A 24,644-nucleotide genomic window follows, 5' to 3' on the forward strand; every position below is an offset into this window, starting at 1 on the left:
TTTCAGCTTTTCAGGAATGTCGTGAGGGCATCGATGACGCCGCGATTTGCTTCTTCGGTGCCGACGCTCATGCGCAGCGCATTGGGAAAGCCATAGCCGGTAACGCGCCGCAATATATAGCCGCGCTGGGTGAGGTAATCGTCCGCCGCCTCAGCCGAATGCCTCTTGTCGTCGGGAAAGTGGATGAGGACGAAATTGCCGACGCTGGGCGTCACGCGCAGCCCAAGCTTCGTCAGTTCTTCATTCAGCCAGGTAAGCCAGGTCTCGTTGTGCAACGAACTGCGCTCGACATGGGCGCGGTCGCGGATGGCGGCAATGCCGGCCTCGATCGCTGTTGCGTTAACGTTGAAAGGGCCGCGGATGCGGTTGATGGCATCGACGATGTGCAGTGGGCCATACATCCAGCCGATGCGCGCGCCGCCAAGGCCAAGCTTGGAGAAGGTGCGGGTCATGACCACATTCTGTGCGCTGCCCGCCAGCTCGATGCCGGCCTCATAGTCATTGCGCCTGACATATTCGGCATAGGCCGCGTCCAGCACCAGAAGCACGTTGCCCGGGAGCGCGGAATGCAGGCGGCGGACCTCCTGGAACGGCAGATAGGTTCCGGTCGGATTGTTGGGATTGGCGAGGAAGATGATTTTGGTCCGCGGCGTCACCGCGGCCAGGATCGCGTCGACGTCGGCGCGTTCCTCGGTTTCCTTCACAGCAACCGGCTTGGCCCCCGCCGACTGAATGTAGATCTTGTAGACCATGAAGGCATGTTCGGTAAAAATCGCCTCATCGCCTGGCGCAAGATAGGTCTGCGCCAGCAGGCCAAGTATCTCGTCAGAACCGTTGGAGCAGATGATGTTTGCCGGGTTGAGGCCATGCACCTCGGCGATCGCCTCGCGCAGCCGGCGGGCGGTGCCATCGGGATAGACATCGAGCTTGGCAGCCACTTCACGCGCGGCCTCGATCGCCTTCGGCGACGGGCCGAGCGGGTTCTCGTTCGACGATAGTTTATGGACCTTGGCGACGCCGGCCGGTGCTGTGCTCTTGCCCGGCACATAGGCGTCGATGTCCATAATGCCCGCGCGGGGCGTCGGTCGTGCCTTGTCCGCTGTCTTGTCCATGTCGCAAATCCATCGAGAATGCCTCCGTCCGGAGGCCGCAGCGGAAATACAAGCCGTAGCCGCGAATGTCGAGAGGCGGGCAATAGCTGGCCGTTGACGCCGGGCCGCACGAGTTCTAGAAGAACGCAACAGTTCCGTGGTGATTTGGCCGGTCGGCTTGCAGCCACGTTAAACAACTCGCTAAAGGGCCGTTTGCGTGACGTAACCGGCTTTGCGATCGCATTGCCGGTTTTTTATTGCCTGACTGCGGGCAAGGAGAGTCACATGGCCGCGCTCCGCGCTACAAAAACCAACAACGAGGCCGACAACCCGTCGAGCCCTGTGTTGCGTTTTGGCCCTGACAAGCCGCTGAAGCTTGACGCCGGCACGCTTTTGTCGCCGTTCCAGATCGCCTACCAGACATATGGCGCCCTCAACGATGCCCGCACCAACGCCATCCTGGTCTGCCACGCGCTGACCGGCGACCAGCATGTCGCCAGCACCAATCCGGTGACCGGCAAGCCCGGCTGGTGGGAAGTGCTGATCGGTCCCGGCAAGATCATCGACACCAACCGCTTCTTCGTCATTTGCTCCAACGTCATCGGCGGCTGCCTCGGCTCCACCGGTCCGGCCTCGACCAATCCCGCCACCGGCAAGCCCTACGGCCTCGACCTGCCAATCATCACCATCCGCGACATGGTGCGGGCGCAACTGATGCTGGTCGACCATTTCGGCATCGAAAAGCTGTTTTGCGTGCTCGGCGGCTCGATGGGCGGCATGCAGGTGCTGGAATGGGCGTCATGCTATTCCGAGCGCGTCTTCTCGGCCCTGCCGATCGCCACAGGCGCACGCCATTCCTCGCAGAACATCGCCTTCCACGAGGTCGGCCGCCAGGCTGTCATGGCTGATCCGGACTGGCATGGCGGCAAATATTTCGAGCACGGCAAGCGCCCGGAAAAGGGGCTCGCCGTGGCGCGCATGGCCGCCCACATCACCTATCTGTCGGAAGCCGCCCTGCATCGGAAATTCGGCCGCAATCTGCAGGACCGCGAAGCGCTGACCTTCGGTTTCGACGCAGATTTCCAGATCGAAAGCTATCTGCGCCACCAGGGCATGACATTCGTCGACCGCTTCGACGCCAACTCCTACCTCTACATGACCCGTTCGATGGATTATTTCGACCTCGCCGCCGACCATGGCGGCCGGTTGGCAGATGCCTTTGCCGGGACCAAGACCCGCTTCTGCCTGGTGTCCTTCACCTCGGACTGGCTGTTCCCGACCGAGGAGAGCCGCTCGATCGTGCATGCGCTCAACGCCGCCGGCGCCTCCGTCTCCTTCGTCGAGATCGACACCGACCGCGGCCATGATGCCTTCCTGCTCGATGAACCCGAACTGTTTGCCGCCATCAAGGGCTTCATCGGCTCGGCGGCCCGCGCAAGGGGGCTCGCCTCATGAGCGTCAATGGCAGCCAGCGCGTCGACCTCGAAGTCGTGGCCAACCTGATACCGCCGCAGTCGCGGGTGCTCGATGTCGGCTCCGGCGACGGCCTGCTGCTCGAACTCCTGCAGGAGACCAAGCAGGTCGACGGCCGCGGGCTGGAGCTGTCACAGCGCGGCGTCAATGAATGCGTGGCGCGCGGTCTCTCGGTCATCCAGGGCGATGCCGATACCGACCTCGAATTCTATCCGGACAAGGGTTTTGACTTCGTCGTCCTGTCTCAGACGCTGCAGGCGACCCGCAACCCGAAGCTGGTGCTCGACGAGCTGCTGCGAATCGGCAACCGCGCCATCGTCTCCTTCCCCAATTTCGGCCACTGGCGGGTGCGGCTGTCGCTGTTCGTCAATGGCCGGATGCCGGTGACCGCGGACCTGCCCTATTCCTGGTACGACACGCCCAACATCCATTTCTGCACCATCCGCGACTTCGTCAATCTGGTCGAGGAACTCGGCGCTTCGGTCGAGAAAGCCACCGCGCTCGACGGCAACGGCCAGAAGATCGGCCTGTCGATGCCATGGTGGTTCTGGAATTTCTTCGGCCAGCAAGCGGTGTTCTTGCTGAAGCGGTAGTTTGCCCCTATTCCAGCACGTCCGTCGCCTTGTGCGGGTGCTGAACGCCATCGGCGATGATCACATCGGCGTGGGAGTTGTGGGTGCGCAAGGCCAGAATCTCGCGATAGGCTGATGAATCGTACCAGCCCCACGCATGCGCCCTGTCCGGAAATTCGATGACGATCAGATGCCCGGGCCATTCGTTTTCGACCACCTCCATGTCGCCGCCGTGGACAAGGAAGCGGCCGCCGAAAGGCTCCAATGTGGCGTCGATCCTCTGCAGATACTCGACAATCTGCGGGCCCATTGTGACTTGACGCATATGGGCGACGGCGTAGGCGGCCATGGCTGAACTCCCTGTGAGATCGAAGCCCGACGACCGGCTTCGTTGGCGCAATCTGCAGACATGATGGCCATCGGTCGATTACGTCTGGGGTAATCGGCCGGCTTACCGGCGTCCTGGCTCAACAGTTTGTGATGACATTGCCGCTGGTTTTTTGTAGCGTCGAAGCGAATGCCATCCCGGGGTAAGGCTTGGACGGCGACCATCAAAACCTCCGGCCTCCAGGCATTTCGGGGCACAATCGAAGCAACATGTCCAAGGCAACCGACCTCGCTCCGCTGATCTCGGTGATCACACCGACGCACAATCGCCGCAGCAAGGTGGTGCGCGCCGTGGAGAGCGTGCTGGCGCAGAATTTTCCCCGGTTCGAACACATTGTCGTCGATGACGGCTCGACCGACGGTACGGCAGCCGCACTTGCCGAAATCCGCGATCCACGGCTGATCTATGTTGGCTCGAAATGGCGCGGCGCCAATGCCGCCCGCAATGCCGGCATCGAGCGGGCGCAGGCGCCGGTGGTGACATTCCTCGATTCCGACGACGTCTATTTGCCGGATCGCCTGGCGCGGACGCTGGAGCAGTTCGACAACAATCCCTCGCTCGAAGTGCTGATCAGTTCCTTCGTGTCGCTGAAGGGCAATCGCCGCACCAACTGCGTCAACCGCGAGGCGCTGCTGAGCCGCGACTCGCTGGAGCGGGCCCTTGTCGCGCAGACCATCTTCATTGCCGGGTCGGCAATCACCGCCCGGCGCGAGTCGCTGCTGGCCATCGGCGGCTACGACAGTGACGTCACGCGCATGCAGGATCGCGAATTGTTGCTGCGCTTTGCCCGTCGCAGCGGCGCGCAGCTGTCCGAAGTGATCGACTGGAAAAAGTACAACTCGGAGAATTCGATCTCCGGTCGCCGGGACGGCTATGTCGAAGCCTATGCGAGCTTGATCGACAAGCACCCCTATATCGCCGACCGCTACCCCTACATTCCGCCTTACATGATCGCCCGGCAGCTCATCGCCGATGCACTCAAGGGCAGGGTTTCGCAGGCGTTCTCCGGCTATATGGCCAACCGGTCGTCGAAGGCGCTTGGCTATTCGCTGCCGCAGCTGTTGCGTGGCTATGTCGGCGGCCGGCGCTGGCGCCGCGATCTCTATGCCGAATTTCGCGACAAATACGGTGCACGGCCGGCCTGAAGTTTGCCGACAAGCCGAGCAGCGGCTTTCCCCTCCGAACTGCCTCAAACCTCATTTGTCGAGTTCCGGCAGATATGGGTCGGAATATAGCCGCCGGTCGCGTTCGCCCTGCAGGCAGTCCATGGGTGCGGCGGCATCGATCGGGACCACGGTCGCATCGGCGATGCCGCTCACCTCCAGGATCAGCTTGCGGCGTATGGCGGTGGCGAACTCCGAGGCCGCATAGATCGGCAACACGAAGGAGCCGGGCCCACCGGTGACGCACTCGTCATAATACTGGTCGAGATGGCTGAAGGTCGGCGACGGGCTGATCAGGATCGGCAGGCCGTTGATGACGATGCCCTTGGCCACCGCCGCATCGCGTGTCGTGGCGACGGGCAGCCCGGTGTTGTTGGGACCGTCGCCGGAAATGTCGATGACGCTGCGTGGCGCATCGAACCCCGTGCCCTCGAACAGCCCGGCGCCGAAGGCAAGCGCACCGGAAATCGAGGTGCCGCGAAAGCTGCGGAACGGCCGCGCTTCTATTCTGTCGGCGAAGGCGTTGGCGCTCTCTGCGCTGTCGATCACCTGCCAGGCGATGACGCCATCCTCGCGCACGACGCCCGCCCATTCGAAATAGGCAAGCGCGATGCGCCCGGTGGTTCCCGAGCGCACGGCCTTGATGAAATCGGGATGCCTGAGGGCCTCGACATAGCCAGCGCGCTGCAGCGCGAACTCCCTCTCGTCCATCGACTGTGAGATGTCGACGGCCAGCACCAGTTCGACATCCACGGCAACGGCCGGGGCAGCCACGGGCGTGGTGCAGGCAAGGCAAGCTAACAGACTGAACGCGTCGAGCATGGCCGCACCACCGATATTTCGATCCGTGATCTTCGCCGCGATCGCGGCGAAATAAAGCCCCTTCTACTTCTTTCGCCGCACGGCCGCTTTCGGCGGCGGGTCGATGGCGCCGGTCCTGACTCGGGCGGGTTTCAGTGGCGCAGCACCCGTATCCTTCACGATGTTCAATGCGCGTGGAAAGAAATGATCATTGTGCAGTCCGCGCCCGATGTTGAGGATCGCGGTTTCCGGCAGGCGTTTCTCCAGCATGGACAGCACCCTTCGTAGCGAAGGACCATCGAACGCGTCCATCGCTTCGTCGATGATCACCCATTTCGGCTGCCGCAAGGCGAGCCTGGCGAAGGCCAGCGAGCGCTGTTCGTCATCGTTGAGTTCACGCTCCCAGCGTGCGGAACGGTCGAGCGAGGATGACAGCCGCTCGAGGCCGACCTCGGCCAGCACCGCCCCAAAATCAGCATCGCCAGCCGGCGCCGAGCCATTCGGATGCAGCACTTCGCGTAACGTGCCGGCAGGAAAATACGGAACACGCGGCACGAAAATCGGCGTTTCTCCGGCCGGCAAGCCGATCCGCCCGCTGCCCCAGGGCCAAAGGCCGGCAATGGCGCGGAAGAACAATGTCTTGCCGGCGCCTGGGTCGCCGGTGATCATGACGCGCTCACCGGGATGGATCTCGACATGGCTGTCTGAAAGTTTGGTGCAGCCCTCCGGCGAGGCCACTTGGAGCTTCTCGAAGGTCAGGCTGCCATTGGCGTTATCGCCGAATTCGATGCGCTTTTCCTTGTCGTGCAACACATCGGTTTCATCGAGCGCAATGCGGAAGTCGGCAACGCGCATCAGCGTGGCGCGCCAGTCGGCGATGCCGCCGATATTGTTGATGAACCAGCGCAGCGACGAGTGCACCTGGTTGAAGGCGCCGACCGCCATCATCAACCCGCCAAAGCTGATATCGCCTGAAAAATAGACCGGCGATGCCACAAGGATCGGCGCCACCACGGTGATCCAGCCATAGGTATCGGTCACCCAGGAAAGGTTGATCTGCGCTTTGTAGATGTTTCGCATCGCGCCCAGCACCGTGCCAAGGTCGATTTCGAGCCGTCTCTTGGCATCGGCTTCGCCGTGATAGAGCGCGATGGCGTCGACATTCTCGTTGACGCGCACCATCGAGGAGCGCAGCTCGGCCTCGCGGGTGTAGCGGTCGCTGTTGAGGCGGATCAGCGGCCGCCCGACCAGCCAGCTCAGCCAGGAGGCGATGCCGGCATAGAGGAACGCGGCCCAGACCATGTAGCCCGGTATCGCCAGCGACCAGCCGTTGATGTGGAAGACGAAGCCCGACGAGAGTTGCCAAAGCACGCCGACGAACGACACCAGCAGGATGAAGGATTGCAGCAGGCCGACGCCGAGGTCCGTCGACAGATCGGACAGATGCGCGGCATCCTGCTGCATGCGCTGGTCGGGATTGACGCCGATGGCGCCGGCATTGGCGAGCCGGAAGGCCCGCGCCGGCCGCATCCATTGGTCGATCAGGTCGAGCGTCAGCGCCTCGCGCAGCTTCAGCCGGATCATCTGGTTGAGCCAGGTCTGAGCGATGTTGAGCAGCAGCAGCGTGCCGGCAATCACGGCAAAGATCATCAGCTGATGCAGGAAGGCCGCCATGTCGCGACGCGCCAGCGCATCGTAGAAAGGCTGGTTCCAGCGGTTGAGCAGAACCTGGCCGATCGACGTCGCGACGATGACCGCCATAATGCCGACCGACGTCCAGACCAGCCACTTGCGCACCGGTGAGCCTATCAGCGCCCGTTTGATCGTCGCCACCTGATCGCGCAGGCTGCTGGCTTCGACGGTTACCGGCTGAACGGTGGCGGACTTGTCCGGTTGATCAGCCATGCACGAGGTCCTTGCGTTCAGAAGCGTTGCTGAAACCAGATGGAGAGACTTGAAGGCATCCGCCGCTCAAACGGACCGCGAATGCATCTGCGACAGATAGGTGGGAAAAACCCACGCAACACCAGTTTTCATGATGATCACGAAGGTGTCACCTGACGCGTCGTCGATGTCACCCCTTCCGCCCGGCGGCCAAGCCGCGTCGCACCGTGCGGTGACAGTACCGGCACGAAGACACGGCGCGAGGCGCGCTGCGCGACCGGCACGCCCTGATAGAGCCGCTTCTGCGCCTCGACCACGATGACGCCGGAAAAGATCGGCCAGAACCGCCGGCCGGCGCGCTCCAGCACATTGTGGAACCGCATCATGAAGCGCCGCGGCGATGGCGGGAAGAACAGCGCGTCGGACCAGGAAGCCGGTGTGAAATTCGCCTCGCGCAGCAATTCTGTCAGCTGGCCGCGCGAGAACGGCCGGCCATTGCCGAACGGCGTGTGCTCGAACCGCGCCCAGACACCGCGCCGGTTGGGCACGACGATGACGACGCGCCCTGCCGGCGACAGCACCCGCCAGATCTCGTTCAGCGTCTCGCGCGGGTTTTCGACATGTTCGAGCGAATGCACGAGCAGCATGCGGTCGATGCAGGAATCGACCAGCGGCAATTCCTCGTCGAAGACCAGCGCCGTAGCCGTCGGCCCGTTCGCCGGCCAGACGACGGCGCCTTGCGTAGCAGGCATGAAGGCAAACACCCGCTCGGCATCGGTGCCGAACCGCTCCAGCCACGGCAAGGTATAGCCGAGCCCGACCAGCCGCTCATTGGGCACTGTTGCCCATATTGAGGACAGCGCCATGGTGATCGAGCGTTCAGCCAGGCGGCCGAGCGTGGTCGAATAGAAGGAGCGGAGATCGACGATATCGGAATGCATGCGCGGGACGGTAGCTGCGATGCCGCCCAAGTTCAACAAAGCCGGCACGTTCTGCAAAGCTAGATGACATCAGCGGCCAAGCGCCCTATGTCTGCGCCAACAGATGGAGAGATGCCAATGCCCGTCGAAATCGAACAGTTCATGTGCCGCAGCGACAATTTCGGCGTGCTGGTGCATGACCCGAAAAGCGGCGAGACCGCCATTATCGACGCACCCGAAGAAGCGCCGATCATTGCCGCTATCGAGCGTACCGGCTGGAAGCCGACGATGATCCTGACCACCCACCACCATGTCGACCATGTCGAGGCCAATCTGGCGCTGAAGGAGCGCTTCAAGCTGCGCATCGTCGGACCGGAGGCGGAAAAGGAAAAGATCCCCGGCATCGACGAGACCGTCGGGCAAGGCTCGGTCGTCCATCTCGGCGGTGAGCGGATCGATGTCATCGCCACGCCCGGCCACACTGCGGGCCATGTCTCCTATCATTTTCCGGCCTCGAAAGTGGCGTTCACCGCCGACACTTTGTTCGCGCTCGGCTGCGGCCGGCTGTTCGAATGCAAGCCGCCGGTGATGTATGAGTCGCTGAAGAAGCTCGCCGCACTCCCGGCCGACACGGTCATCTATTGCGGCCATGAGTATACGCTTTCGAACGCCCGCTTTGCGTTGACCGTCGACCCGACCAATTCGGCGCTGAAAGAACGCGCCGCCAAGATCGAGACCCTGCGCGCCGACAACAAGGCGACGCTGCCGACCACGATCGGCGAGGAATTGTCGACCAATCCGTTCCTGCGCTGGCACGACCCGGCGATCCGCAAGCATCTCGGTATGGAGGCGGCCTCCGACGCCGAAGTGTTCGCGGAAATCCGCAAGCGCAAGGACAATTTCTGAGCATCATTCCGGGATCAGCCATGACCAGCGCCGCTGAAATCATCGCCACGCTCGGCCTCAAGCCACATCCGGAAGGCGGCTGGTATGCCGAGACCTTTCGCGACGGCGCCGGGCGCGGCCATTCGACGGCGATCTATTTCCTCCTTGAACAGGACCAGATTTCGGCCTGGCACCGGGTCAAGGACGCGGCCGAGGTCTGGCACTTCCATGCCGGAGCGCCGCTGGCGCTGTCGATGTGCGAGGAAGGTAGTCCAATGCTTAACCAGGTGATCGAGCAGGTGCTCGGCATTGAGCTTGCGGCGGGCGAGCGGCCGCAGATCGTCGTGCCGGCCGGCTGGTGGCAATCGGCGCGCAGCCTCGGCGAATGGACGTTGGTCGGCTGCACCGTGGCGCCGGGCTTCGACTTCGCCGCGTTTGAAATGGCCGAGCCGGGCTGGCAGCCTTAGGCCAGAAGAAAACCAAGAGTTATGCAGAGCTGGGCGGCATAGTAGAGCACCCAGACCGCATAACGGATGCCGGCGCGATAGGGTGCTATTGCCGGAACCAGGAATTTCTCCGCGGCAAGCAGCCCGTCCGATGCCATGAACATAACAGCGCCGCCGATGACCCACGGATTGGCGAGCGTCAACGCCGAGATGCCCATCGCCAGAATGGCCGCGATATAGATGGCGATCGGCACCCGCAGGCCGGGACTGACACGGCGCCAGAGCGCCGCCAGCATGACGACTGCGAAGGCCGCCATGGCAAGCGCGATGGCGCCGCGCCATGTCTCGGTGCTGAGCACATCCAGCCCGCCGCCGCCGAGCAGGAAGAGCGGCACATAGAGGACATGCGCCGCAAGGAAGCTGGCCAGCCCGCCGAGGAAGGCCTTTTCGCCGTCACGCGACAGGAAGGCATCGCCGACGGCGCTGAGCGCCAGCGCAGAGACGAGCAACAGCGGCCCACCTTGCATGAAGGCCAGCGCCGCAAGCATGGCCACGGCCAGCGTCTTTGCCGCCGAGCGGGCCAGCGTCGGCCGCATGTCCAGGGTGAAGGCGTAGATCACCGCCGCCACCAGCGAAAAAATCAATGTTGCATTTGCGTTGGCGTCGATGCCGCCGGCAAACGGCATCGTCATGCGCTTGCCCCGCCAGTTGCCGCCTTGCGCAGGAACAACGATTTCGCCGCCAGCGCCGCGCCGCCGGTGATCAGTACGCAGGCCGCCAGGATACGCAGCGACGGCTCGGCAACGCCCGCCGCGATCAGCACCAATGTCGACAGCAGTGGCGCCGCATAGCTTGCCGCGCCGAGCACCTGGATGTTGCCTCGTTTGACGCCGATATCCCAGGCGTAGAAGGCGGCACCCACCGGCATCAACCCCAAACCAACCACCGCCAGCCACTGGCCGGGGCCATCGGGCAGCACCGTCTTTTCCAGCAGAAGATGGCAGATGAGGGACAGGGCTGCCGTGGCGGCGCAGAACCAGGTGACGATCGAGGTCGGCACCGCCGGAAAGCGCCGCGACAGCAGCGAATAGGACGACCACAGCAGCGCACAGACGGCCGCCATCGCATAGCCGAAGGTGTAGCGAGCATCGAAGGCGAGGCCGCCACCCTTGGTGACGATCAGCACGGTCCCGGCGAGCCCGAGCAGCGCGCCGACGACATGGTTCCAGGCCAGCTTCTCGCCCGGCATCAGCGCTGATCCCAGCACGATCAGCAGCGGCCACAGATAGGCGATCAGGCTTGCCTCCACCGCCGGCGCGTTGCGCAGCGCGGTGAAATAGAAGAAATGGTATCCGAACAGTCCGGCAATGCCGATCACCCAGACCTGGCGTGGGATCTTCAGGCTTTTATCGGTCGCCGGCATGAACAGCCGGGCAACCAGCCCGACCGCGGTGCCGATGGTGAAGGTGATGGCCGAGAGCAAGAATGGCGGCACGGCGCCCGACGCATCGGTGAGCAACGCCAGCAGCGCCCACATGGCGACCGCCGAGAAACCGATCAGTGTTGCGCGCCCCATGCCCGTCTCCGGCGACTCGCCCCATTTCTATTCGGGTGGGCGCGTCTATTCAGTAGCTTCGAACCGCCCCGCGCTGACAGTCAAGGTGCCGATCTGCGTCCCGACCGTGGCGTGGATCGGCGCATATATGCCGGTTTGGCCGAGCGGTGCAAACGTCACCATCATCTGGCTCTTCTTCTTCAGGTAATTCAGCGCCTTGCGGCCCTTGCGGTAGCCTGCCACCGGCTCGAAGCTCATCTTGCAGGTAACGGTGTCGCCCTTGTAGCCCTTGACCGAGATCGATCCTTTCGAGGCGTAGGTCAGCGTCAGGTCGGCGCGCATCTCGCCGTCATAGAATTTCACCTTGCGCCCGCAGACCTGGTCGAGGCTGTCGGCATGGATGACGGTAGCCGCCATGGGATCGAGCACAGATGCCAGATCGTTGCTGCCCAGCGGTATCCAGTTTTTGGGATTGCGCTTTTTCGGTTCGGGAATGACCTGGGTGGCGGTCACCGCGCCATTGGCAAAGCGGATATCGACCATGGAAGCCTTCTTGCCGGACTTATAATCGGCGCGAAATACCTGCGGCTGCATCTGCTTGCCCAGAATCTTGCCCTTTGACGAGATCGTGCCGCTCGTGTCGTCGAACAAGGTGGCGAGACCCGCGCTGGAGACGGTGCCGTCTATGGAATAGCTATCGCCTTCGTAGTGGCTGGAAAATGTCGCCTTGGCCACGGAAAGGCCGAGGAACGACACCGTGTATTCGCCCTTGAAGGACTGTGCGGTGGCTGCGGGCGCGGCGGCAAGGGTTGATGTCGGCAAGGCGGCGACAAGTATGGCGACAACGGCATGTGACGGGCGAAGCATGGCGGGCTCGGTCCTTGATTTTTTTAACCGGAGGCGGGCGACTCCGGCTTGAGATGTCCCTGTCCGACCGCTTATAGGCTGAATTCCGGCCTTTATGTGAAACGCTCGTCACAGTCGTGGGCAAGCCGGAGCTTGACGCATTGGCGAAATGCAACTATGGAACGCCAACTTTTCCATAAGGCCGCCTGACTGAAACCGCGCGCCACCCGGCGCGGGCGAACAAGGTTTGGCAGGCTAGACAGAACTGAAGGTTAGAACCATGTCCCGCACCTGCGAACTCACTGCCAAGGCAGTCCAGACCGGCAACAATGTGAGCCACGCCAACAACAAGACCAAGCGCCGCTTCCTGCCGAACCTCGTCAATGTGACGCTGATTTCGGAAGCGCTGAACCAGAATGTGCGCCTGCGCATTTCGGCCAACGCGCTGCGTTCGGTCGAGCATCGCGGCGGCCTCGACGCCTTCCTGGCCAAGGCCGACGCCAAGGAATTGTCGCAGCGCGCGCGGCTGCTGAAGAAGCAGATCGCCAAGAAGCTGGCCGACCAGCCCGCCGCTTAACGATATCAAGGCGGGGGACGACCGCCCTGAGCATCGGAGCAATCCGATGCTCAAAACTTCTAAGGCAGCAGCATCGGAGCAATCCGATGCTCAAAACTTGCAAGGCAGCGCGATCCGGATTTCGGCTAGCGCCTGGCTGGTTCCATTACCCAGGATAAAAAAATGACTTCCTTCTCGCGATATCTGCCCTTTGTGGCCGCCATGGCGCTTGTCGTCGTGGCATCGAACATCCTCGTGCAGTTCCCGATGCAGGGCCAGGCCGGCGGTCTGTCGCTGGGCGACATCTTGACCTGGGGCGCCTTCACCTATCCCTTCTCCTTCCTGGTCACCGACCTTGCCAACCGCCGCTACGGGCCGACCGTGGCGCGCCGCATCGTCCTTGTCGGCTTCATGACCGCTGTGGTCTGCTCGATCCTCGTCCCGCCCTTCCTGTTTCGCCACGGCCTGATCGAGTTCGAGACATCAGCCGACCGGCTGGTGCGCATCGCCGCAGCTTCCGGCGCGGCTTTCCTTTGCGCGCAATTGCTCGACGTCACCGTGTTCAACCGGTTGCGCCGGCAGAGCTGGTGGCGCGCGCCGATCGTCGGCACGCTGGTCGGCTCGGTGTTCGACACCCTGGTATTCTTCAGCATCGCCTTTTCGGCCGCCTTCGCTTTTGCCGGCCCGAACGACAGCTTTGCGCTGGAGACGGCGCCGCTGATGGGCGTGCTGCCGGTCGAGACCATGCGCTGGGTCTCCTGGGCGCTGGGCGACCTCTCGGTGAAGCTGATCATCGCTGTTGTGGCCCTGATCCCCTACCGGCTGCTCGCCGCCCACTGGAGCCAGCCGACCGTGGCTGTCTAGGCCGTGATCCCTTGGGTCCAGCTCGGCTCGGCCAAAACGCCTGACGGCGGACAGGAACTGCGCCTCAAGCAGCGCGGCAGCGAATTCTCGATCATGCTCGGCACCAATGAGCTGATGAACAGCCGCCTCAGCGGCTCCGAAGAAGCGCTGGCCAAGCTCTCCTGTGAAAAGATCGGCGGCCGCGCCCAACCGAAAATCCTGATCGGCGGCCTCGGCATGGGTTTTACGCTGCGCGCTGCGCTTGCCCAATTGGGCGCCGACGCAGGCATCACGGTTGCCGAGCTTGTCCCCGCCGTCATCGCCTGGGCGCGCGGCCCCATGGAGGCGGTCTTCGCCGGCTGTCTCGACGATCCCCGTGTGACGGTTCGCGAAGCCGACGTCGGGCACATCATAAGATCCGACAAGGCAGCCTGGGACGCCATCCTGCTCGATGTCGACAATGGCCCCGAAGGCATCGTCTACAGGGGCAACGACGCCCTCTATGGCGCTGCCGGCCTCGGCGCGGCGCGTGCAGCGCTCAGGCCCGGGGGCGTGCTGGCTGTTTGGTCGCAAGGCCCCGATGCCGGCTTCACACTTAGGCTCAAGCAGGCGGGCTTTGTCGTGGACGAGGTGAAGACGCGCGCCAATGGCAAGCGCGGCGCGCGCCACGTCATCTGGATCGCCACCAAGCCTTAGGGCTCTCAATCCTGGTGCAGGATGAATTCCAGATAGAGGTTGCGCTGCAGGATCGAATGGTTGTCGTCCGAGATCAGCGACACCATCAGCGCTCCGTCATCGCGGGTCCAGACGTCGAGTCCTTCCATATTGTCGATCTGGTAGCCCATGTCGGCTTCCATCAGCACCGGCCCGTCGGCAACCGCGCCCTTCTCGACGCTTTCGCCATAGATGCGCCTTAGCCGCATCCTGACACCGCCGGCCATCGAGAAACTGCGCTCCAAAAGCAGCAGGTCGCCATCCGGCAGGAAGGCGCCGTCAGTGATGTCGAAATCACCGTTGCGCTTGACCGTGAAGACGCCCTTGTGCGGCCCTTCGATGATGGCGGCATAGATGTTGCCAGCCTGGTCCAAGCTCTTTTCCGAGACCACGACGAGGCCGCCCGCGTGCTGGCCGTTGGGATTGGCGTGGGTGACGGTCTCGAAACCGCGGTTCTGCCGCAGTTCCCGGGCTGGAACCAGGAAGTTCAGTTGCTTGAACGGCGCAGTCATGTTGCTGGGGTCGATCTTGAACTGGGCGACGCGGTGATCGCGCTCGAAGCCGACGGTTGCAATGCCGTCCTTGACTGCAAGGCCCTCGGCATCGACTTCCCATTTCTTGTCGATCGGCCGGCCCTTCTCATCGACCATCTGCTGCATGCGGAAATTCTGGATGCCGGACGGCCGCTTGTCGGCATCATGGGTGATCGAGCCGAAGAACCAAAAGCCCGTATCGGCGACGCCGATGAAATCGCTGCCGGGTTTGACGAACCGAAATGCCGACAGCGCGCCGAAATCGCGCGTCGTCGAGTTCATCTCAAGACCGCCGACCAATTCCAGCAGCCCAAACTGCTTGTCGGCGCTGCCGATACGGAAGGTGGTGATCGGCCGCGCCGAGACTTCGACCGGCTCGACCGCGCTTGGGCCGGCGGCGATGGCCGGCGCAAACGCCATGCCGAACAAGGCAGTGACCGCGAAGAGCATCTGCCGAAACCCGCCGCGCAAAAAAATCATCCGGCGCGCCGGTAGCCGCCGCGGCGTGTATCGCGCACGTTTTCCTCGGCAAACAGCGAGGCCAGCTGCTCGGTCATGGCGCCGGCCAGTTCCTCGGCATCGACGATGGTGACGGCGCGCCTGTAATAGCGGGTAACGTCGTGGCCGATGCCGATGGCCAGCAGCTCGACCGGCGAGCGCGTCTCGATCAGTTCGATGACGGCGCGCAGATGCCGCTCGAGATAGTTGCCAGGATTGACCGACAGCGTCGAATCGTCCACCGGCGCGCCGTCCGAGATCATCATCAGGATCTTGCGCTGTTCGGGCCGGGCGATCAGCCGGTTGTGCGCCCATAACAACGCCTCGCCGTCGATGTTTTCCTTGAGCAGGCCCTCGCGCATCATCAGGCCGAGATTGCGCCGGGCGCGACGCCACGGATGATCGGCGGATTTGTAGATGATGTGGCGCAGATCGTTGAGCCGGCCGGGGTTCGGCGGCTTGCCGTCCTTCAGCCACTTCTCGCGAGCCTGTCCGCCCTTCCACGCCCGCGTGGTGAAGCCGAGGATCTCGACCGAGACGCCGCAGCGCTCCAGCGTGCGCGCCAGAATGTCGGCACAGGTGGCGGCAACCGTGATCGGCCGACCGCGCATCGAGCCCGAATTGTCGAGCACCAGCGTCACCACCGTGTCGCGGAATTTGGTGTCGCGCTCCTGCTTGAACGACAACGGCTGCATCGGGTCGATGACGACACGAACCAGGCGTGCCGGATCGAGATAACCCTCTTCGAGGTCGAAATCCCAGGAACGGTTCTGCTGCGCCATCAGGCGGCGCTGCAGCCGGTTGGCGAGCCGGCCGACGACGCCGGAGAGATTGGCCAACTGCTTGTCGAGGAAGGCGCGCAGCCGGTCGAGTTCTTCTTCCTCGCACAGCTCTTCCGCACCGACCGTCTCGTCGAAGGCGGTGGTGAAAACCTTGTAGTCGATCTCTTTCGGCAGGTTGGCGAAGGGGTTGTCGTTACGGCGCGCCTCGCCCGGCGTTTCGGCGTCCGCATCGTCATCGTCGGAAAGATCGTCGGCAGTGGCGTCGGAGGCCTCAGTCTCGGACGACTGTTCGTCGTCGGCCGAGGCCTCGGCATCCTCGGACTGCGACTGCTCGGAGCCGGAATCGTCTTCACCGCCCTCCTCGCTCTGCTCCTCGCCTTGCGGCTGGTTGTCGTCACTGTCCTCGGAGTCTTCGGTTTCCTGGTCGTCGCCGAGTTCCTCGGCCATCTCCATGGACGCAAGCATCTCGCGCACGACGCGGGCAAAGGCCTGCTGGTCGCCAAGCTTGGCCGACAGTCCGTCGAGATCGGCCTTGGCTTTTTCCTCGACCCAGGGCCGCCAGAGGTCGACCAGCCGTTCGCCGCTCTTCGGGATCGGCCGTCCGGTCAGCTTTTCGCGCACCATAAGCGCCAGCGCCTCCTCGATCGGCGCGTCGGCCTTGTCCTTGACGTCGACAAGGTTGGCCTTGGCGTATTTGTCCTCCAGCATCGAGCCGATATTGTCGGCGACGCCCTGCATGGCGCGGCTGCCGATCGCCTCGACGCGGGCCTGTTCCACGGCGTCATAGATCGAGCGCGCCAGCTTGCCTTCCGGCGCCAGTTTGGTGTGGATGCGCTGATCGTGGCAGGCGCGCTTCAGCGCCATGGAATCGCCCAGGCCACGAGTAATCGCGATGTCTGTCTTGGACGCTTTCTTCGGCAGTTCGGGCAATCGGGCGCGGCTGCCGGCGAGCGCCGGGCGGTCCTTGGCGAAACCGACTTCGAGCTCCTTGTCGCCGGCGATGGCGCGCATGCAGACGGTGACGGCACGCTTGAAGCTGTCGGCTTCAGACCCCGTCTTCGACTTGTTGCGCGTGTTGTCGCCCGGACCCGCCATCGAGGCTCTGCTCAGCCCAGCACCACGTTGGCGGCGCTCTCGGGCAGGTCCTCGCCGAAGGCGCGCTGGTAGAACTCGGCCACCACCGAACGCTCCAGCTCGTCGCACTTGTTGAGGAAGGTCAGCCGGAACGCCATGCCGATATTGCCGAAGATCTCGGCATTTTCGGCCCAGGTGATGACGGTACGCGGGCTCATCACGGTCGACAGATCGCCATTGATGAAGGCCGAGCGCGTCATGTCGGCGACGCGCACCATCTTGTTGACGATGTCCTTGCCGTTGGCGTCGCGATAGTGCTTGGCCTTGGCCAGAACAATGTTCACCTCATTGTCGTGCGGCAGGTAGTTCAGCGTAGTGACGATCGACCAGCGATCCATCTGCGCCTGGTTGATCTGCTGCGTGCCGTGATAGAGGCCGGTAGTGTCGCCGAGGCCGACCGTGTTGGCGGTCGAAAACAGCCGGAACGCCGGATGCGGGCGGATAACCCGGCTCTGGTCGAGCAGCGTCAGGCGGCCCGACGATTCCAGCACGCGCTGGATGACGAACATCACGTCCGGACGGCCTGCATCGTACTCGTCGAAGCAGAGCGCGACATTGTGCTGGTAGGCCCAGGGCAGGATGCCGTCGCGGAATTCGGTGATCTGCAGGCCATCCTTGACGACGATGGCGTCCTTGCCGACGAGGTCGATACGGCTGACATGGCTGTCGAGGTTGACGCGCACGCAGGGCCAGTTAAGGCGGGCGGCGACCTGTTCGATATGGGTCGATTTGCCGGTGCCGTGATAGCCAGACACCATGACGCGGCGATTGTAGGCAAAGCCGGCAAGGATCGCCAGCGTCGTCGCCTTGTCGAACAGATAGTCCGGATCGATGTCCGGCACATGTTCCGAGGTCACCGAATAGGCCGGCACCACCATCTTGGACTCGAAGCCGAATTTGTCTTTCACCGACACCGTCGTGTCGGGCAAATTGGCGATGTCGCGATCGACCTTGTTCATCTCTATCCAAGTCTCCACTGGCGAAATGCCTGATTTCGCCGGCAATCGATTTTGTCCGGGGGCGGTCTTAGAGCCTTTTCCACCCTTATGAAAGTTGGAAAACGACACGAACCGTTAGGTTGCTCAGCACAAACCCGCCTGCTTGAGCACGCGATAGGCCTGCAGCACATCGCGGAACCGGTCTTCCGAACCTCTATCGCCGCCATTCGCATCCGGATGGTGGCGCTTCACAAGTTCCTTATAGCGCGCCTTGATGTCCTTGCCAGTCGCCTTTGTATCAAGGCCAAGCGTTTCCAGCGCCTTGGCCTCAAGCGGCTTGGCCTTGCGTTCGCGCGCCTCGCGCGGGTCCTTCGGCCCTTTGAACAGGTCGAAAGGATCGCGCATGCGGTTGTAATAGCCGGCGCGACCGGAACGCTGCTGGGCGAAATCGGGCGAGGAGCGCGTCGAGGCGCCGGCGACGCCCATCTTCCATGTCGGCCGGTGGCCGGTCATCGCTTCCTTCTGGAAGCGGGCTATCTCGGTGTCCGGCACGCCGGAGAAGTAGTTGAAACCCTTGTTGTATTCGCGCACATGATCGAAGCAGAACTGAAAATACTCGCCTTCCTTCATGCGTCCGACCGGCGCCCGGTGGGTACCGGCCTCCTTGCAGCCGTCCCACTGGCAGATCGGCGAGTGCGACTTCAGCTCCGCATCCTTGTCGGGACGGACCCGAATTTTCTCGAAATATTTGGGGTACGGTTTCATCTCACCCATTTATGGGCTGTTCGCACGTGCGAAACAAGAATTGACATTTTCGCGATCATCGCCCTAACCGCTGAATCGCGGCATAAAGCAGGGCGAATGGCGATTTTTGAGGCGGCCCGGCGGGATCGATCCCGATTTCCCGATCACGCCTTGCAGATATGGTGAAGGGAGATGGCGATGTCCATACAGGCGACGATGGAAGACAAGCTGAACAAGGCGTTTTCGCCGGAGCGCCTGGCGATCGTCAATGAAAGCCATCTCCATGCCGGTCATCACCACCACGGCTCCGACCATCACGCTGCCTATGACGGCACCGGCGAGACGCATTTTCGCGTCCGCATCGTCTCATCCGTCTTTGCCGGCATGAGCCGCATCGACCGCCACCGCGCCGTCAACGAATTGCTCGCAGCGGAGCTGCAAGCCGGCGTCCATGCGCTGGCAATCGAACCGGCTGCACCCGGCGAAAAGACCCGTTGGTAAGTCTCTCCGCCTCAGATCACCGCTTCGATGAGAAACGGTCCCGGACGCGACAGGGCACTGTCGAGCAGCGCGTCGAACCGCTCGCACGTGTCGGCGCGGGCCGCCTCGACGCCCATGCCTTTGGCCAGCGCAACCCAGTCCAGCGCCGGATGGTCGAGATCGAGCATGCGCCTAGCGTTCTCGCCGATCTCATTGACCCCGACATTCTTCATTTCGCCATGCAGGATGGCGTAGGTCCGGTTGGAAAAGATGATGGTCACGACGTCAAGCTTTTCCCTGGCCTGGGTCCACAGTCCCTGCACCGTGTACATGCCACTGCCGTCGGCTTCGAGATTGATCACCTTGCGGTCCGGGCAGGCGATCGCCGCGCCGGTAGCCATGGGAATGCCGCCGCCGATCGATCCGCCCGTACCCATCATGTAGTCGTGCGGCGCCGCAAAGGCGGATAGCGTGAAGAACCGTCTCGCCGAGGTGACCGCTTCGTCGCAGACGATGGCATTGGCCGGAAGTTTGCGCGCCACCGACAGCGCGATGGCATCGTCCGTCAGTCTGCCGCTCAGCGTCGGTTCGTCTGGAAAGGCGGTTGCGGCGGCGAATTGCTGCGTCGGCTTGATGCCGAGCTCGTCGGCCAGCGCCTCCAGCGCCGCTTTCAGATCCTGGCCATGCGCCGCCAGCGAAAGCACCTTGCAATCGTCCCGAACCAGCCGCCCGGGCTTGCCGGGATAAGCGAAGAAGGCAACCGGCTCCTTGGCGCCGACCAGCACCAGCAAATCGATATCCCGGAGCGTGGCCGTCGCCGCATCGACCGGATAGGGAATGCGGGTCGGGGCGAACCGCCCGCGGCCGCGCTGCATGCGGGCGATCAGAACCTCACTGAACAGCCTGACATCGCTTCCCGATGAGATTCTCCCTGCGATTTCAAGTCCATCGGCGCGCGCCGCCTGCCCACGCACCACCATGCCGACACGGCCCGGCGCGGCGCGGATTGCTTCGGCGATCGTGCGCACAACAGCCATGTCGACGGCGGGCGGCGGCTCCAGCTCCACCTTGCCAGGTGAAATCGCAGCAACTTCGCCCCAGGCGGCATCCGCAGGCAGGATCAGCGTCGTGACGCCAGGCGGCGTGAGTGAGGCGCGGAAAGCCGCCTCTGCGGCCGGCACAATATCGGCCGGCCCCTTGACGCGGCCAACCCAGTTCGACATCGGCGACGCCAGGCCTTCTATGTCGCTGGTCAGCGGGGCATCGAGCGGCAGATGGTAAGATGCATGGTCGCCGACAATGTTGATCATCGGGCTGCGCGCACGCCTTGCGTTGTGCATGTTGGCCAAACCGTTGGCGAGACCCGGTCCGGTATGCAGCAACGTTGCTGCCGGGCGGTCGGTCATGCGCGCATAGCCGTCGGCGGCGCCGGTCACCACGCCCTCGAACAGGCCGAGCACGCAACGCATCTGAGGTTTGCGGTGCAGTGCGGCAACGAAATGCATTTCGGATGTGCCAGGATTGGCGAAGCAGACCGTGACGTCATTGGCCAGGAGCACGTCGCACAGCAGATCGGCGCCATTCATGATTTTCTTTCCCAATCGACAATTCAGGAACAATTGTACCTGTAGGCGCCGGGTCGGCAATGTCCCGCCGGGGCTTTTGGTCTGATCCAGGACGCCTCGCGGGGATCCGGCGATCAACCGACGGTCCATTCAGGAAGGCCAGCATCGCGGCGGTCAACGCGTCGCCGTCCTCGCCGAAGTCGTGATTGATCGACATATGCGTGTGGGCGTTGCCGTCGAACAGCGTCACTTCAGTGCCGATGGCGCGCAGGCGTTTGGCAAAGCCTTCGATTGGTCGTCGCGGCCTTCGGCGCGCGAATAGGCGATGAAGGTCGGCGGATGCTTGTGTCCATCGAGATAGCTGGCCGGCGACAACGCCGCCCATCAGCGCCGCAGCACCGGGCAACCCGCCATTCCAGCCACTCCGAATGTTTCCTCCCAAGCCTTCTACCCGGATTGCAGCCACTCTCCTTCATGTGAAGGGAACCAACAATGCTTTCCGACAGTTGAAGGTGATGAGGCGATTGGAATCCAGATCGGCTCCGAGGGCAGAACATCATGCGTGCAACCCAATCCGACGTCTTCGATCTTTTTTCGGAAATTTATGCCAATGCGGCGGACGAAGAGGTCAGCATCCAACAGTATCTTCTTGCCTGTCGGGAAGACAAATCGATGTACGCTTCGGCGCCCGAAAGGATGGTCGACGCAATCGGCGAACCAAAACTGGTTGACACCAGCAAAGACGAGCGCCTCGGCCGCATTTTCGCGAATCGGACCCTCAAGATCTACCCTCATTTTTCTGACTTCTATGGAATGGAGGATACGATCGAGCGCATAGCTGGATATTTCCGCTATGCCTCGCAGGGGCTCGAAGAACGCAAGCAGATCCTCTATCTCCTCGGCCCGGTCGGCGGCGGCAAATCCTCTCTGGCCGAGCGCCTGAAGAAACTGATGGAGCAGCGCCCGATCTACACGCTGAAGGTCGGCAACCAGATCAGCCCGGTTTTCGAGTCGCCGCTTGGGCTGTTCCATCCCGATCACATGGGTGATCTGCTAGAGGATAAATACGGCATAGCCCGGCGCCGGCTGAACGGATTGATTTCGCCATGGGCGGCCAAGCGCCTCGACGAATTGTCTGGCGACATCTCCAAATTCAGCGTCGTCAAGCTGATGCCTTCGCGGCTGCGCCAGATCGGCATTGCCAAGACCGAACCTGGCGATGAGAACAATCAGGATGTCTCGGCCCTGGTCGGCAAGGTCGACATCAGGCAATTGGAAAATTTTAGCCAGTCCGACCCCGATGCCTATTCCTATAGCGGTGGCCTGAACCGGACCACGCAAGGTCTGCTTGAATTCGTCGAGATGTTCAAGGCACCCATCAAGGTTCTGCATCCGCTGCTGACCGCGACACAGGAAGGCAGCTACAACGGCACTGAAAATTTCGGCGCCTTTCCCTACCAGGGGATCATCGTCGCCCATTCCAACGAGTCGGAATGGCAACAGTTCAAGAGCAACAAGAACAACGAGGCGTTTCTCGATCGCATCCTGGTGGTCAAGGTACCCTATTGCCTGCGGATCACCGAAGAGAGGCAGATCTATGAGAAATTGCTGCGTGAGAGCGAGTTGGCCGCCAGCCCCTGTGCCCCTGAAGTTTTGGACATCCTCAGCCGCTTTGCAGTTTCGACGCGCTTGGCCGAGCACGACAACTCGCCGCTCTACACCAAGATGCGCGCCTATGACGGCGAAAATCTGAAGGAAGTCGATCCCAGGGCAAAGTCGGTCCAAGAATATCGCGACGCCGCCGGCGTCGATGAAGGCATGACGGGCGTCAGCACGCGCTTTGCCTTTAAGATCCTTTCGCAGACATTCAACTTCGATAATGAGGAGGTGGCCGCCGATCCTGTGCATCTGATGTACATTCTGGAGGAGGCGATCAAGCGGGAGCAGTTCCCGAAGGAAACGGAAGCGGCCTATCTTGAATTCATCAAGTCGGAGCTTGCGGCGCGCTACGCCGAGTTCATCGGCCACGAAATCCAGAAGGCCTATCTGGAGTCCTATAGCGAATACGGCCAGAACCTCTTCGACCGCTACATCGCCTATGCGGATGCCTGGATTGAGGACCAGGACTACAAGGACCCCGACACCGGCCAGATCCTCAACCGGGAGATCCTGGACAACGAACTTTCGCAGGTCGAGAAACCGGCAGGCATCGCCAATCCCAAGGACTTCCGTAACGAGGTGGTGAAGTTCACTCTGCGCGCTCGCGCAAGAAACCACGGCCGCAACCCGTCATGGACCAGCTATGAAAAATTGCGCGAGGTCATCGAGAAGCGGATGTTCGGACAGGTCGAGGACCTCTTGCCGGTGATCAGCTTCGGCTCCAAGCAAGACAGCGTTACGGAAAAGCGCCATAACGAATTCGTGCAGCGCATGATCGAGCGTGGCTACACAGAACGGCAGGTACGCCGGCTGGTGGACTGGTACATGCGGGTGAACAAGGCGGGTTGACAGAGCCGGATGGTTCCATGCCGATCTTCATCGACCGTCGCCTGAACCCCAAGGACAAGAGCCTTGGCAATCGACAGCGCTTCCTCAGGCGTGCTCGCGAGGAGTTGAAGCGGAGCATTCGCGATCAAATCCGCACTGGCAGGATCGCCGACGTGGATACCGAGCACGCCGTGCCCATGCCTGAAAGGAAAACAGCCGAGCCGAGCTTCAACGATGACAGGGCCAGCGGACGGCGCCGACACATCCTTCCGGGCAACAGGCATTTTTCCCCTGGAGACCTGCTCCCGAAGCCGCATGGGGGCGGCGCGGCGTCGTCGCCAGGAAACACGGCGTCGGAAGACGATTTTCGTTTCGTGCTGTCACGCGAGGAGGTGCTCGAACTCTTTTTTGAGGATCTCGAACTGCCCGACCTGGTTAAGCTCAATCTCAAGGAAATCCTTGCCTTCAAGCCGCGCCGGGCCGGCTTCGCGGCAACCGGTTCCCCGACCAACATCAATGCCGGCCGCACCATGCGCAACAGCCTAGGCCGGCGCATTGCGCTGAGGCGCCCCACGCAGCAGGAACTGGAGGCGATCCTCCGGGAAATCGTCACGCTTGAGTCGGCCCCGGCCGGCGCGGCGGTGCGCCAGCGCATCGCGGAATTACGCGACGAGCTTGACCGGCTGGAGCGACGGCGCAGGCGAATTGCCTTTGTCGATCCGGTCGATATCCGATTCAACCGCTTCGACGCCCGGCCGGTGCCGAATGCCAATGCCGTCATGTTCTGCCTTATGGACGTGTCCGGATCGATGGGCCAACGCGAAAAGGACTTGGCCAAACGCTTCTTCGTGCTGCTGCACCTGTTCTTGAAACGGCGCTACGAACGCACGGAGATCGTCTTCATCCGCCATACCCATGAGGCGCACGAAGTGGATGAGGACACGTTCTTCTACAACACGCAGAGCGGCGGTACGATCGTCTCCACCGCGCTCGACGAAATGCACCGCATTATCGGCCAGCGCTATCCTGCCAGCGAGTGGAACATTTACGCCGCGCAGGCCTCTGACGGGGACAATTTCACCACCGATTCCGAGCGATGCATAGAACTCATGAACGGCAAGCTCATGCGCCTGTGCCAGTATTTCGCCTATGTCGAGATCATCGACGAACGCGAGAGCCACATATTCGGTGCTACCGAAAACGGGACGTCGCTTTGGCGCGCCTACAGTACGATCGAGCTGAAATGGCCCAACTTCCAGATGAGCCGCATCGCTGCTCCCGCGGATATTTACCCGGTCTTCCACCGGCTCTTCGCCAGGCAGCCGGCGGCCATCAAGAGCGCTTGA

At 62.5% G+C, this 24,644-nt stretch carries 25 protein-coding genes and 1 riboswitch; of the genes, 11 read left to right on the forward strand and 14 right to left on the reverse strand.

Annotated features, from left to right (window positions below; translation table 11 throughout):
* Positions 1 to 2: 2 nt before the first annotated feature.
* Positions 3 to 1,112: a histidinol-phosphate transaminase gene (gene hisC / locus NKI32_RS25410; protein WP_023704330.1), complete on the reverse strand. Its 1,110-nt coding sequence runs from the start codon at positions 1,110 to 1,112 to the stop codon at positions 3 to 5.
* Positions 1,113 to 1,238: 126 nt separating this feature from the next.
* A riboswitch (SAM riboswitch) is annotated at positions 1,239 to 1,316 on the forward strand.
* Positions 1,317 to 1,376: 60 nt separating this feature from the next.
* Between hisC and metX the strand changes: the two genes are divergently transcribed.
* Together metX and metW are read left to right on the forward strand one after the other, a co-directional pair.
* Positions 1,377 to 2,546 (forward strand): homoserine O-acetyltransferase MetX, encoded by a 1,170-nt coding sequence (gene metX / locus NKI32_RS25415; protein WP_023685352.1) that lies wholly within the window; start codon positions 1,377 to 1,379, stop codon positions 2,544 to 2,546.
* Positions 2,543 to 3,157, forward strand: coding sequence for a methionine biosynthesis protein MetW (gene metW, locus NKI32_RS25420; protein WP_023673299.1), 615 nt, complete (start codon positions 2,543 to 2,545; stop codon positions 3,155 to 3,157). Before metX ends, metW begins: the two co-directional genes overlap by 4 nt.
* A gap of 7 nt (positions 3,158 to 3,164) precedes the next feature.
* Here the strand turns inward: metW and NKI32_RS25425 are convergent, their stop codons facing one another.
* Positions 3,165 to 3,485, reverse strand: coding sequence for a DUF1330 domain-containing protein (locus tag NKI32_RS25425; protein ID WP_023673298.1), 321 nt, complete (start codon positions 3,483 to 3,485; stop codon positions 3,165 to 3,167).
* A 248-nt stretch (positions 3,486 to 3,733) separates the two neighbouring features.
* Between NKI32_RS25425 and NKI32_RS25430 the strand changes: the two genes are divergently transcribed.
* Entirely contained in the window at positions 3,734 to 4,669 is a 936-nt protein-coding gene (locus NKI32_RS25430; protein ID WP_023673297.1) for a glycosyltransferase family 2 protein, read from the forward strand.
* A gap of 51 nt (positions 4,670 to 4,720) precedes the next feature.
* Here NKI32_RS25430 and NKI32_RS25435 read toward each other — a convergent pair whose 3' ends face one another.
* From NKI32_RS25435 to NKI32_RS25445, 3 genes are all read right to left on the reverse strand, one after another.
* Complete coding sequence (locus NKI32_RS25435) at positions 4,721 to 5,509, reverse strand: DUF1194 domain-containing protein (RefSeq protein ID WP_353004147.1); 789 nt, start codon at positions 5,507 to 5,509, stop codon at positions 4,721 to 4,723.
* Positions 5,510 to 5,572: 63 nt separating this feature from the next.
* Positions 5,573 to 7,393, reverse strand: a complete 1,821-nt coding sequence (locus NKI32_RS25440; RefSeq protein ID WP_352674259.1) for an ABC transporter ATP-binding protein/permease — start codon at positions 7,391 to 7,393, stop codon at positions 5,573 to 5,575.
* Between the two features lie 137 nt (positions 7,394 to 7,530).
* Positions 7,531 to 8,313, reverse strand: a complete 783-nt coding sequence (locus tag NKI32_RS25445; RefSeq protein WP_023670688.1) for a class I SAM-dependent methyltransferase — start codon at positions 8,311 to 8,313, stop codon at positions 7,531 to 7,533.
* A gap of 117 nt (positions 8,314 to 8,430) precedes the next feature.
* On the opposite strand from NKI32_RS25445, the gene gloB reads away from it, so the two are divergent.
* Complete coding sequence (gene gloB, locus NKI32_RS25450; RefSeq protein WP_023706326.1) at positions 8,431 to 9,198, forward strand: hydroxyacylglutathione hydrolase; 768 nt, start codon at positions 8,431 to 8,433, stop codon at positions 9,196 to 9,198.
* Positions 9,199 to 9,218: 20 nt separating this feature from the next.
* Positions 9,219 to 9,644 (forward strand): cupin domain-containing protein, encoded by a 426-nt coding sequence (locus tag NKI32_RS25455; protein ID WP_023706325.1) that lies wholly within the window; start codon positions 9,219 to 9,221, stop codon positions 9,642 to 9,644.
* On the opposite strand, the gene NKI32_RS25460 is transcribed toward NKI32_RS25455, so the two are convergent.
* The 3 genes from NKI32_RS25460 to NKI32_RS25470 are packed head-to-tail and all read right to left on the reverse strand — an operon-like array spanning position 9,641 to position 12,045.
* Positions 9,641 to 10,315, reverse strand: coding sequence for a lysoplasmalogenase family protein (locus NKI32_RS25460; protein WP_023742898.1), 675 nt, complete (start codon positions 10,313 to 10,315; stop codon positions 9,641 to 9,643). The genes NKI32_RS25455 and NKI32_RS25460 overlap by 4 nt on opposite strands.
* Positions 10,312 to 11,199, reverse strand: coding sequence for an aromatic amino acid exporter YddG (gene yddG, locus NKI32_RS25465; protein ID WP_023670684.1), 888 nt, complete (start codon positions 11,197 to 11,199; stop codon positions 10,312 to 10,314). The genes NKI32_RS25460 and yddG overlap by 4 nt, the downstream gene beginning before the upstream one ends.
* Before the next feature lie 45 nt (positions 11,200 to 11,244).
* Complete coding sequence (locus NKI32_RS25470; RefSeq protein ID WP_023711708.1) at positions 11,245 to 12,045, reverse strand: DUF3108 domain-containing protein; 801 nt, start codon at positions 12,043 to 12,045, stop codon at positions 11,245 to 11,247.
* A 259-nt stretch (positions 12,046 to 12,304) separates the two neighbouring features.
* Here NKI32_RS25470 and rpmB point away from each other — a divergent pair, with 259 nt between their 5' ends.
* The 3 genes from rpmB (at position 12,305) to NKI32_RS25485 (ending at position 14,119) form a co-directional block, all read left to right on the forward strand.
* Positions 12,305 to 12,601, forward strand: a complete 297-nt coding sequence (gene rpmB, locus NKI32_RS25475) for a 50S ribosomal protein L28 (RefSeq protein ID WP_023670682.1) — start codon at positions 12,305 to 12,307, stop codon at positions 12,599 to 12,601.
* Positions 12,602 to 12,763: 162 nt separating this feature from the next.
* Entirely contained in the window at positions 12,764 to 13,444 is a 681-nt protein-coding gene (locus NKI32_RS25480; protein WP_023714982.1) for a queuosine precursor transporter, read from the forward strand.
* Between the two features lie 3 nt (positions 13,445 to 13,447).
* Positions 13,448 to 14,119 carry a polyamine aminopropyltransferase gene (locus tag NKI32_RS25485; RefSeq protein ID WP_023714983.1) on the forward strand — a complete coding sequence of 224 codons (672 nt, stop codon included), beginning with the start codon at positions 13,448 to 13,450 and terminating at the stop codon, positions 14,117 to 14,119.
* A gap of 5 nt (positions 14,120 to 14,124) precedes the next feature.
* Here NKI32_RS25485 and NKI32_RS25490 read toward each other — a convergent pair whose 3' ends face one another.
* The 4 genes from NKI32_RS25490 to NKI32_RS25505 form a co-directional block, all read right to left on the reverse strand.
* Positions 14,125 to 15,150 (reverse strand): esterase-like activity of phytase family protein, encoded by a 1,026-nt coding sequence (locus NKI32_RS25490; protein WP_353004150.1) that lies wholly within the window; start codon positions 15,148 to 15,150, stop codon positions 14,125 to 14,127.
* Positions 15,147 to 17,045: a cobaltochelatase subunit CobT gene (gene cobT, locus NKI32_RS25495; protein WP_352650950.1), complete on the reverse strand. Its 1,899-nt coding sequence runs from the start codon at positions 17,043 to 17,045 to the stop codon at positions 15,147 to 15,149. The genes NKI32_RS25490 and cobT overlap by 4 nt, the downstream gene beginning before the upstream one ends.
* 11 nt (positions 17,046 to 17,056) lie before the next feature.
* Positions 17,057 to 18,043, reverse strand: coding sequence for a cobaltochelatase subunit CobS (gene cobS, locus NKI32_RS25500; RefSeq protein WP_353004152.1), 987 nt, complete (start codon positions 18,041 to 18,043; stop codon positions 17,057 to 17,059).
* Between the two features lie 123 nt (positions 18,044 to 18,166).
* Complete coding sequence (locus tag NKI32_RS25505; protein WP_032887126.1) at positions 18,167 to 18,796, reverse strand: J domain-containing protein; 630 nt, start codon at positions 18,794 to 18,796, stop codon at positions 18,167 to 18,169.
* A gap of 168 nt (positions 18,797 to 18,964) precedes the next feature.
* Here NKI32_RS25505 and NKI32_RS25510 point away from each other — a divergent pair, with 168 nt between their 5' ends.
* Positions 18,965 to 19,267 (forward strand): BolA family protein, encoded by a 303-nt coding sequence (locus NKI32_RS25510; RefSeq protein ID WP_023711704.1) that lies wholly within the window; start codon positions 18,965 to 18,967, stop codon positions 19,265 to 19,267.
* A gap of 11 nt (positions 19,268 to 19,278) precedes the next feature.
* Here NKI32_RS25510 and NKI32_RS25515 read toward each other — a convergent pair whose 3' ends face one another.
* Together NKI32_RS25515 and NKI32_RS25520 are read right to left on the reverse strand one after the other, a co-directional pair.
* Entirely contained in the window at positions 19,279 to 20,832 is a 1,554-nt protein-coding gene (locus tag NKI32_RS25515; RefSeq protein ID WP_353004153.1) for an acetolactate synthase large subunit, read from the reverse strand.
* Positions 20,789 to 21,196: a hypothetical protein gene (locus tag NKI32_RS25520; protein ID WP_353004155.1), complete on the reverse strand. Its 408-nt coding sequence runs from the start codon at positions 21,194 to 21,196 to the stop codon at positions 20,789 to 20,791. Before NKI32_RS25520 ends, NKI32_RS25515 begins: the two co-directional genes overlap by 44 nt.
* A 173-nt stretch (positions 21,197 to 21,369) precedes the next feature.
* On the opposite strand from NKI32_RS25520, the gene NKI32_RS25525 reads away from it, so the two are divergent.
* Positions 21,370 to 23,319, forward strand: coding sequence for a PrkA family serine protein kinase (locus NKI32_RS25525; protein ID WP_023686732.1), 1,950 nt, complete (start codon positions 21,370 to 21,372; stop codon positions 23,317 to 23,319).
* A 17-nt stretch (positions 23,320 to 23,336) separates the two neighbouring features.
* A complete protein-coding gene (locus NKI32_RS25530) occupies positions 23,337 to 24,644 on the forward strand; it encodes a YeaH/YhbH family protein (RefSeq protein WP_023686733.1) in 1,308 nt (435 codons plus the stop codon).

This window comes from Mesorhizobium sp. M0761 (assembly GCF_040320205.1).
In the GTDB taxonomy this organism is placed as follows: Bacteria; Pseudomonadota; Alphaproteobacteria; order Rhizobiales; family Rhizobiaceae; genus Mesorhizobium.

Bases quoted from the DNA above. Each gene is read 5' to 3' on its own strand.
- hisC (WP_023704330.1), bottom strand. From the start codon at position 1,112: ATGGACAAGACAGCGGACAAGGCACGACCGACGCCCCGCGCGGGCATT.
- metX (WP_023685352.1), top strand. From the start codon at position 1,377: ATGGCCGCGCTCCGCGCTACAAAAACCAACAACGAGGCCGACAACCCG.
- metW (WP_023673299.1), top strand. From the start codon at position 2,543: ATGAGCGTCAATGGCAGCCAGCGCGTCGACCTCGAAGTCGTGGCCAAC.
- NKI32_RS25425 (WP_023673298.1), bottom strand. From the start codon at position 3,485: ATGGCCGCCTACGCCGTCGCCCATATGCGTCAAGTCACAATGGGCCCG.
- NKI32_RS25430 (WP_023673297.1), top strand. From the start codon at position 3,734: ATGTCCAAGGCAACCGACCTCGCTCCGCTGATCTCGGTGATCACACCG.
- NKI32_RS25435 (WP_353004147.1), bottom strand. From the start codon at position 5,509: ATGCTCGACGCGTTCAGTCTGTTAGCTTGCCTTGCCTGCACCACGCCC.
- NKI32_RS25440 (WP_352674259.1), bottom strand. From the start codon at position 7,393: ATGGCTGATCAACCGGACAAGTCCGCCACCGTTCAGCCGGTAACCGTC.
- NKI32_RS25445 (WP_023670688.1), bottom strand. From the start codon at position 8,313: ATGCATTCCGATATCGTCGATCTCCGCTCCTTCTATTCGACCACGCTC.
- gloB (WP_023706326.1), top strand. From the start codon at position 8,431: ATGCCCGTCGAAATCGAACAGTTCATGTGCCGCAGCGACAATTTCGGC.
- NKI32_RS25455 (WP_023706325.1), top strand. From the start codon at position 9,219: ATGACCAGCGCCGCTGAAATCATCGCCACGCTCGGCCTCAAGCCACAT.
- NKI32_RS25460 (WP_023742898.1), bottom strand. From the start codon at position 10,315: ATGACGATGCCGTTTGCCGGCGGCATCGACGCCAACGCAAATGCAACA.
- yddG (WP_023670684.1), bottom strand. From the start codon at position 11,199: ATGGGGCGCGCAACACTGATCGGTTTCTCGGCGGTCGCCATGTGGGCG.
- NKI32_RS25470 (WP_023711708.1), bottom strand. From the start codon at position 12,045: ATGCTTCGCCCGTCACATGCCGTTGTCGCCATACTTGTCGCCGCCTTG.
- rpmB (WP_023670682.1), top strand. From the start codon at position 12,305: ATGTCCCGCACCTGCGAACTCACTGCCAAGGCAGTCCAGACCGGCAAC.
- NKI32_RS25480 (WP_023714982.1), top strand. From the start codon at position 12,764: ATGACTTCCTTCTCGCGATATCTGCCCTTTGTGGCCGCCATGGCGCTT.
- NKI32_RS25490 (WP_353004150.1), bottom strand. From the start codon at position 15,150: ATGATTTTTTTGCGCGGCGGGTTTCGGCAGATGCTCTTCGCGGTCACT.
- cobT (WP_352650950.1), bottom strand. From the start codon at position 17,045: ATGGCGGGTCCGGGCGACAACACGCGCAACAAGTCGAAGACGGGGTCT.
- cobS (WP_353004152.1), bottom strand. From the start codon at position 18,043: ATGAACAAGGTCGATCGCGACATCGCCAATTTGCCCGACACGACGGTG.
- NKI32_RS25505 (WP_032887126.1), bottom strand. From the start codon at position 18,796: ATGGGTGAGATGAAACCGTACCCCAAATATTTCGAGAAAATTCGGGTC.
- NKI32_RS25510 (WP_023711704.1), top strand. From the start codon at position 18,965: ATGTCCATACAGGCGACGATGGAAGACAAGCTGAACAAGGCGTTTTCG.
- NKI32_RS25515 (WP_353004153.1), bottom strand. From the start codon at position 20,832: ATGAATGGCGCCGATCTGCTGTGCGACGTGCTCCTGGCCAATGACGTC.
- NKI32_RS25520 (WP_353004155.1), bottom strand. From the start codon at position 21,196: ATGGGCGGCGTTGTCGCCGGCCAGCTATCTCGATGGACACAAGCATCC.
- NKI32_RS25525 (WP_023686732.1), top strand. From the start codon at position 21,370: ATGCGTGCAACCCAATCCGACGTCTTCGATCTTTTTTCGGAAATTTAT.
- NKI32_RS25530 (WP_023686733.1), top strand. From the start codon at position 23,337: ATGCCGATCTTCATCGACCGTCGCCTGAACCCCAAGGACAAGAGCCTT.